Origin of the sequence: Moorena sp. SIO4G3 (genome assembly GCF_010692305.1) — a bacterium.
Lineage (GTDB): Bacteria > Cyanobacteriota > Cyanobacteriia > Cyanobacteriales > Coleofasciculaceae > Moorena > Moorena producens_A.
On the sequence record NZ_JAAHIG010000390.1, the window covers coordinates 1 to 7897 of the forward strand.

Consider the following 7897-nt stretch of genomic DNA (forward strand, 5'->3'; position numbering starts at 1 on the left):
ATTTAACTAACGATAAATTAGACAACTTTGAGGTGCGTACCCAGCAAAGGGTTACTCTCAATCCTACTGTTAGTCCTGAACCAATCCAGCAGATAGAAGCATCACCAGCAGTAATTGAACCGAGTCAGGAGCAACTAATCAGCTTTAACCTAAGACAGGAGCAACTAGCAAGCTTTGAGCTAACAGACGAACAACTCCTAAGCCTGGATTTGACACAGGAGGCATCACTCAACCTTGACCTAAAACCAGTTGAACTCCCAACAATTGCTTTTGCAGAATTAGGAGAAGAGTACCAAGACACTCTCGAAATAGCCAACTACTGGATACGGCGAAGAAGACGCAACCGCCAACAAAGACGCCAACAACAAAGGAGAGAATCGACTCCATCTCCTACCTCTAAACCCAAATCATCCTATTTAAAAGTACTTGCCCCTACTTCGGATAAGGTATTGGATATTCCAGCAACTAGCATTATTTTACAATATGCTTTGGGAGCTGAGGTGGAACTTCGGGTCAATGGTGAACTGGTAGACCCCTCCTTCATTGGACGGACAGAAACAGATACACTAACTAATCTTGTAACTCGGACTTGGTATGGTATTGTCCTTAGGGAAGGGGAAAACACGATCACTGCCACTATCCCTGGGTCAGATAACGTAATTTCTATACCGGTACAAGTAAGGGGAACACCCGATAAACTGGTTGTGAAAACGCGCGAGGCTCGCATCCCAGCAGATGGGCGTTCTCTAGCAACGGTTCAGGGTCGGTTATTGGATAAATTCGGTAATGTCTCTCACCGCGATACCATTGTTACCTTATACACTAGCGACGGTGAGTTTGTTGGTGTAGACCAAAACCCAGACCAACCGGGATTTCAGGTAGAAGCTCGAAAGGGGCAATTTACTACTGAACTGCGCTCAGGCTTAGACGCTAAAACGATTCGGATTAGCGCTGCTACTAATGATTTAGAAGCCTTTACCCAAATGCAGTTTGAAACTGCACTGCGCCCGAGTTTAATAACTGGCGTGATCGATATGCGTTTGGGAACTGAAGGGACAGACTTTTTCAAGGGCTTTCGGGACTTTTTACCAGAGGATGAAGATGATGACACTAAATTTGACATCCGATCTGCTGCTTTCTTCACTGGAAGCGTTGGCGATTGGTTAATCACTGGATCATTTAATACTGACCATGCTTTGAACAAAGGCTGTGATTGTAATGATAGTAATCGGTTATTTCGCGAGTTCCAATCCTCTGAACAAGACTATCCCGTTTACGGTGATAGTTCGACAGTGGATGTAACCACTCCTTCGATAGATAATCTCTATCTGAGGTTAGAACGCTCTGGTACAAAAGTAGGAATAGAAGCGGACTATTTGATGTGGGGGGATTACAACACTGAGGAGTTTTCTAGACGCTCTCAGCTATTTACCTCCACGAGGCGCAAACTCCATGGCTTCAAGACTAACTACAACTTTGGTAAGTTTCAAGTTACTGGATTATTCGCCAATAACGTAGAAGGCTTCCAGCGGGATACGATTGCCCCTGATGGTACTAGTGGTTTTTACTTTCTGTCTCGGCGACTATTGGTTCCTGGTTCAGAAGAGGTTTACATCGAGTTAGAAGAATTACAGCGACCTGGTACTGTAATTAGACGAGAACGTCTCAGTCGGGTCAGTGACTATGAAATTGACTATGACCGTGGCACTTTATTGTTCAACCAACCAATGTTACGTACTGACTTGGATGACGAAGGACGAGTATTAGTGCGACGGATTGTTGTTACTTATCAGTTTGATGGGGATAGCGAAGATACTAATATTTACGCAGGTCGGTTTCAATACAACTTCTCTCGGGAACTTAATAAAGAGAGTTGGCTTGGTGGTAGCTATCTACGGGAAAATCAGGGAGCTAGAGACTTTGAGCTTTATGGTGTTGATGGTTTGTTTTCCTTTGGGGAGGATGTTCAATTAATCACAGAATACGCTCATTCTACCAATGATTCTGACGAATTAGGCTTAGTAAGCGGTTCAGCCTACCGCGTCCAACTAGACGGCAAATTTGGTGATGCTTTCTCCGGTAAGGCTTATTTGCGCTCTACTGAAACTGGCTTTGCCAATAACGCTACTGTTAGTTTTGTTCCTGGTCAAACCCGTTATGGTGCTCAGTTTCTGGCCAAACTGACTGATACCACTAATTTTCGGGTACAGGTAGACCGGGAAACCAACCGAGGTATAGCCCCCCGAGTTGTTACTAGCTTTGGTGATTTATTCGACCCCCGTACCGAACCCCAGGCTGGTAATCGGGTGGATAATTCCCTAACTACTGTAATTGCAGGGATTAAGCAACGTATTGGTCCGGGTAGCCTCCAACTCGACTGGGTGTTTCGCGATCGCGAAGACCGTAAAGATGACTCTAGAAGTCGTACATCCAATCAGTTGCGATCGCGTTTTAAAATGCCCTTAACTGATAACCTTACCTTCCAGGCTCTCAACGAACTAACCCTATCGAGTGAAACCGATTCAGTGTATTCAGACCGGACTGCGATCGGATTAGACTGGCGAGTCTATCCAGGAATTACCATCAATGTCGGACAACAATGGTTTACCCGAGGGCAATTTGAGGGGCAGGAAATTACCCATCTTGGTGTCAGTGGCGATTACAATCTTGGCTCTGATACCACCATCTCTGGACGTTACTCCATTGTCGGGGGATTAGATCAGATGACCGGTCAGGGCGCTATCGGGTTGAAGCAGGGCTGGACGATTTTCCCTGGTATGCGACTAAACCTTGCTTATGAGCGGGTATTAGGTAACTTCCTTGGAGAAAACGCTGCTGCTGATCAGTTCAGTCAACCCTACGCTTTTGGTCAAGGAGCCTCTGCCCTTGGATTTGAGAGTGGCGAAAGCTACAGTATCGGTTTTGAATACACTGACAGTCCTGATTTCAAAGCTAGTTTCAAATGGGAGCATCGTTCTTCTAATCGTGGCAACAACACTGTCATCACTGGAGCAGCCTCTGGGAAATTATCTCCTGCTATAACTGCTTTGTTTAGTTATCGACAGGCGAATGGTGCTAATCAAAGACTTAGGAGCCGATTAGGAAACTCGATCAATCTCAGGCTAGGTGTTGCTTACCGCAATCCCGAGAGCGATAACTTTAACGCTTTGATGCGCTATGAGTTTCGCCAGAATCCTGCTACTATTCCCGATACGATTTTATTAGGCAGTGGTAGTGGTTATAACGAACATCTATTTTCCGGCGAAATGATATATGCTCCGAACTGGCGATGGGAATTTTACGGTAAATATGCTTTGCGTTATAGTAGATCCTATTTATCCAATGATTTAATCGGAGATAGCACCATTCATCTCGGTCAACTCCGAGCATCCTATCGTCTAGGCTACAACTGGGATATAGTCGGTGAAGCTCGCTTGATCTCTCAACCTTCAGCGGATTACTTTGAAAATGGCTTCCTGATTGAAACTGGCTACTACCTGACTCCCAGTCTGCGCCTTGCTGCTGGATACTCTCTTGGTAATATTGACGACTACGACTTCCGTGGCTCTCGTTCCGCCAGTGGTCCGTATTTAGGACTTACTGTCAAACTTGATGGTCTGATTGGTAATCTATTTGGTGGCTTTGGCAATCAAAAGGTAGCACCACCCCAGCAGCAGGAATCTCAAACTGAATCCATTGTTGAAGATAAGCAAGACCAAGAAAATCCCAAGAAAACTAACCAACCTGTGGTTGAAGAAGGGCTAGAGGACAACAGTAAACCCCTTTCTAACGACAAATCAGAAGACGACAACACACAAGCAAGAATAATAGAAAAAAAATAGTATTTTCGGGTACTTGACAATTGGTAATTTGAGTATAATTACCGATTAATCATGACATTTTTATTATTAATTACCAGAAATATCTAGTTGATCATTAACTATATATAGTGTCAGATAATAAACCAGTAAAAAATTACTATTTATCAGTATATTCATATTTCAAATAAGGCAGCTATGAATCAAAATATAATTACCTCGAATTTAAAGTCTGAATTGCCACTAAAACTATCAAAAAAAAATTATGACAATTCTAGATTAATTTTCTTTTTTATTAAAAAAAAAGAAAACCCTAGACTTATCCCAAAAAAACAGTATATACCTAGTTTATCAACTATAGACTCAAAAGGCTTCATCCATACTGTTGCCTGTTGCCTGTTGCCTGTTGCCTGTTGCCTTTTGCCTTTTGCCTTGATTAGGCCAGCCCTAGCCAAACCAACACCATCACCCCTAAAAGTAGTCGTCAATAGCAACCAAGATGGTTCAGTAAAACCAGACAATAACTTAACCCTTAGGGAAGCTATTAAGCTGATCAACGGCACATTAACCCTAGACCAACTCAGTGCCACAGAAAAAGCTCAAGTAGAATCCCTAAGTTCCCCAGCACGGTCAAAAATAGAGTTTAATTTACCTGCCCAGCAAACCACTATTCGTTTGGTAGAACAGTTGCCTCCCATCGCGACTGCTGGAGTGATCGTAGACGGCACCACCCAACCTGGCTATAACCGAGATCAATCAGCTACTGCCGAGATTGAAATCCCGATTCCATTGGTGGCAATTACTCCAGCGGAAACGGTAGAGATTTTTCAAGGTTTGACAATCCTTAATGATGATGTGACAGTGAAAGGGTTGAGTATATATGGATTTAACGGTCAGCACCAAGCAACTGTCATCTCAACACCAGCAGACATATTGATTTCCGATCGACTGCCACCCCACTACGACGGTCAGTTTGCGGATGGTCAGTTTGCTGCCGACAAACCTCCCCAATCGGTGATTATAGAAAACACTTGGCTAGGTATCCCCCCGGATGAGAGTATGCCATCAACCATGTCAGCTTTTGGGGTATGGGTGTTTAGTGGCACAGGAGTTACCATCCGACGTAATCGAATTGCTAATCATGACGGTAGCGGGATTATTACCTCCGGCCAGGCGAGGGAGCTACAGATTACCGAAAATATTATCGTTGGTAACGGGATGGCTGGGATGCCAGATGCTATTCGTCTAGAGGGCACTATCGACAATACTACTGTTGACTCTAATTTAATTTGCGGCAACGACGGCAGCGGTGTGTACCTATTTAAACCTAGCGGTGCTGTCAGCATTCAGAATAATCAGATTAAGTATAATGGGCACCGTTTACGTCGGGCTGCCATATATTTGATGGGAGATGACCATCAAGTCATTGGTAACCAAATCACTAACCAAGCAGGACCAGGAGTGGTGGTTGCTGCTTATCCAGAAAGCGATCGCAATATCATCCAAGATAATCAATTTGCGGCTCTAGAAGGGCTGAGCATTGACCTAGTCACTAGAAACCATACCGGAGCAAGGCATTATCAAGTGGGTGATGGACCAAACCCTAAGCGAGACTCTCCTAACCGTAGGCGAGACACTGGTAATAATGCTGTGAATACACCTCGGTGGTTAGCGGTAGAGTTTTTTCAACGGGATGGTCAGGTGAGTTTGGATGGGTTAGCTGACCCTGGTTCTGAGGTAGATATCTATCTTGTAGACCAGGTTTCCCCAAAAACCCCAGGTTATGGTCCGTTGAGTAAGAAGATTGCTACAGCCGAAGCAGATCAAGACGGGAAGTTTGGGATTAGTCTTAGTAATGTCCAGCCTGGGGATTACCTGAGTGCGATCGCAACTCACCCAGACTACGGTACCTCGGAACCAGCTGTGACTGTGGTGGTGCGTGCTCTTGATGATCAAGGGAATAGTATCGAGACCCGGTCAGCAACAACTCTACCGAACACAGCAAAGCCCCAGTGTACCAGCCGTCCAGTCGCCAGGGTTCCGGTACAACCACAGTCCCCGCAAATACCTGAACCCTTGGTGTTGAAGGTACCTAGGGTGATTCATTTTGCCCTTGACCAATCCAGAATTAGTCCGAGAACTGCAGCAGTACTCAACCAGATTGCCAGAGTATTACAAGAGTATCCCTTCATGACCATTGATATTCAGGGACATACTGACTTCCGTGCTACTGTGGAATATAACCAAGCCTTGGGATGGCGGCGGGCCAAGGCAGCACGGGATTACCTGTTGCGTCTGGGAGTTGGGCCAGAACGGATGACTATTCGGTCCTTTGGTGAAAACCAGCTAAAGACCACAGGAACTACATCAGTAAATCATGCACGTAATCGTCGGGTTGAGTTTATTTTCCAAGATGTTAGGGGTTTGGACATTATCTTGGTAGAACAGGAGGAAGACTTACAAGTCGAGTAACATACCGATTTATATGGATAATCCCTTATCGGAATAGTTTTTGGTAATAGCCTCAAACCCCTGTCCTACAAGACTTTTAGTTGGTATCGCTCTTTGTTAGAGGAAACAACTACCTATAAATACACCAGGGGTATCTTGAGTAAAATGGTGTACACCCTCTCAACTAATTACCTGGCATACAATCAAGATATACAACCAATGGACTACGTAATTACAACCAATACCTAACGATCATATACCTTATTGGAAAAACCTTGTGTGAATATTGCTACTTCATCAGTAGACCTTGACCCGAACAACCTATTTCCCTTTGAACTCGACGAGTTCCAAAAACAGGCAATTGAGGCTCTCAATGATAGTAAATCAGTAGTTGTCTGTGCTCCGACTGGTTCTGGGAAAACCTTAATTGGGGAGTATACCATTTATCGTGCTTTGTCTCAAGGAGGACGTGTTTTCTACACCACCCCCCTCAAAGCGCTCTCCAACCAGAAACTAAGGGATTTTCGGGCAAAATTTGGCGCAGACAAAGTCGGTCTAGTTACCGGTGATTCCTCGGTCAACCGGGAAGCTTCCGTGTTAGTGATGACTACGGAAATCTTCCGTAATATGCTCTATGGGACCCCAATTGGTCAAGTGGGAGCCTCGATGCTAGGGGTTGAGGCGGTCATCCTAGACGAATGTCACTACATGAATGACCGACAACGAGGCACGGTTTGGGAAGAATCAATTATCTATTGTCCGCCAGATATCCAAATTGTTGCGCTATCCGCCACTGTTGCCAATTCTGACCAGCTGACCGACTGGCTGAATCAAGTTCATGGCTCCACTGAGCTGATTTACTCTAACTTCCGACCTGTTCCTCTAGAGTTTTACTTTGCCCATCCCAAGGGAATTGTCTCCCTGCTGAATGACGACCACACCAAGATTAACAACTCCCTCAAAACCAGGCGTCCTAAAAGCAAAGACAAACATGGACGTCCGGAAGGCCCCAGCATTAGCTCTGTGGTGAGCAAACTAAAAAAACGGGAGATGTTACCAGCTATTTACTTTATCTTTAGCCGCCGAGGCTGTGATAAGGCAGTAGATGAGATGGGTCCACTATCCCTGGTCAATGAACAAGAAGCAGCTCAACTCAAGAAACGGATTGATGAATTTATCAGTAAGAATCCAGAAGCAGCTCGTACCAAACAAATTGAACCCCTCTACCGAGGTATAGCTGCCCATCATGCTGGAATTTTACCTGCTTGGAAAGGTCTAGTGGAAGAACTATTCCAACAAGGACTAGTTAAGGTGGTCTTTGCTACAGAAACTCTAGCCGCAGGAATAAATATGCCTGCTCGTACCACGGTTATTTCCAGTCTATCTAAGCGTACTGACCGAGGACACCGGCTACTCACTGCCTCGGAATTTTTGCAGATGGCTGGACGAGCAGGAAGGCGAGGGATGGATACCAATGGCTATGTGGTGACGGTGCAAACCCCCTTTGAAGGGGCTAAGGAGGCGGCTTATCTGGCAACGGCTGGTGCTGATCCCCTAGTTAGTCAGTTTACCCCTACCTATGGTATGGTACTGAATTTGTTGCAAACTCACTCTCTTCCTCAAGCCAA

3 protein-coding genes are annotated in these 7897 nt (G+C 45.1%); all 3 read left to right on the forward strand.

The window, feature by feature from the left end; translation table 11 throughout:
• The coding region (locus F6J99_RS37545) for a hypothetical protein (protein WP_365975061.1) at positions 1-3842 on the forward strand (3842 nt) is incomplete at its 5' end.
• Between the two features lie 174 nt (positions 3843-4016).
• The gene (locus tag F6J99_RS37550; protein WP_293120924.1) at positions 4017-6290 is read left to right on the forward strand and encodes a right-handed parallel beta-helix repeat-containing protein; all 2274 of its coding nucleotides are present in this window, start codon (positions 4017-4019) and stop codon (positions 6288-6290) included.
• 258 nt (positions 6291-6548) lie between these two features.
• Positions 6549-7897: DEAD/DEAH box helicase (locus F6J99_RS37555; RefSeq protein WP_293120926.1), on the forward strand; the 1349-nt coding region annotated here is incomplete at its 3' end.

Excerpts from the sequence above, each read along its gene's own strand:
- F6J99_RS37550 (WP_293120924.1), top strand. The coding sequence starts at position 4,017 with ATGAATCAAAATATAATTACCTCGAATTTAAAGTCTGAATTGCCACTA.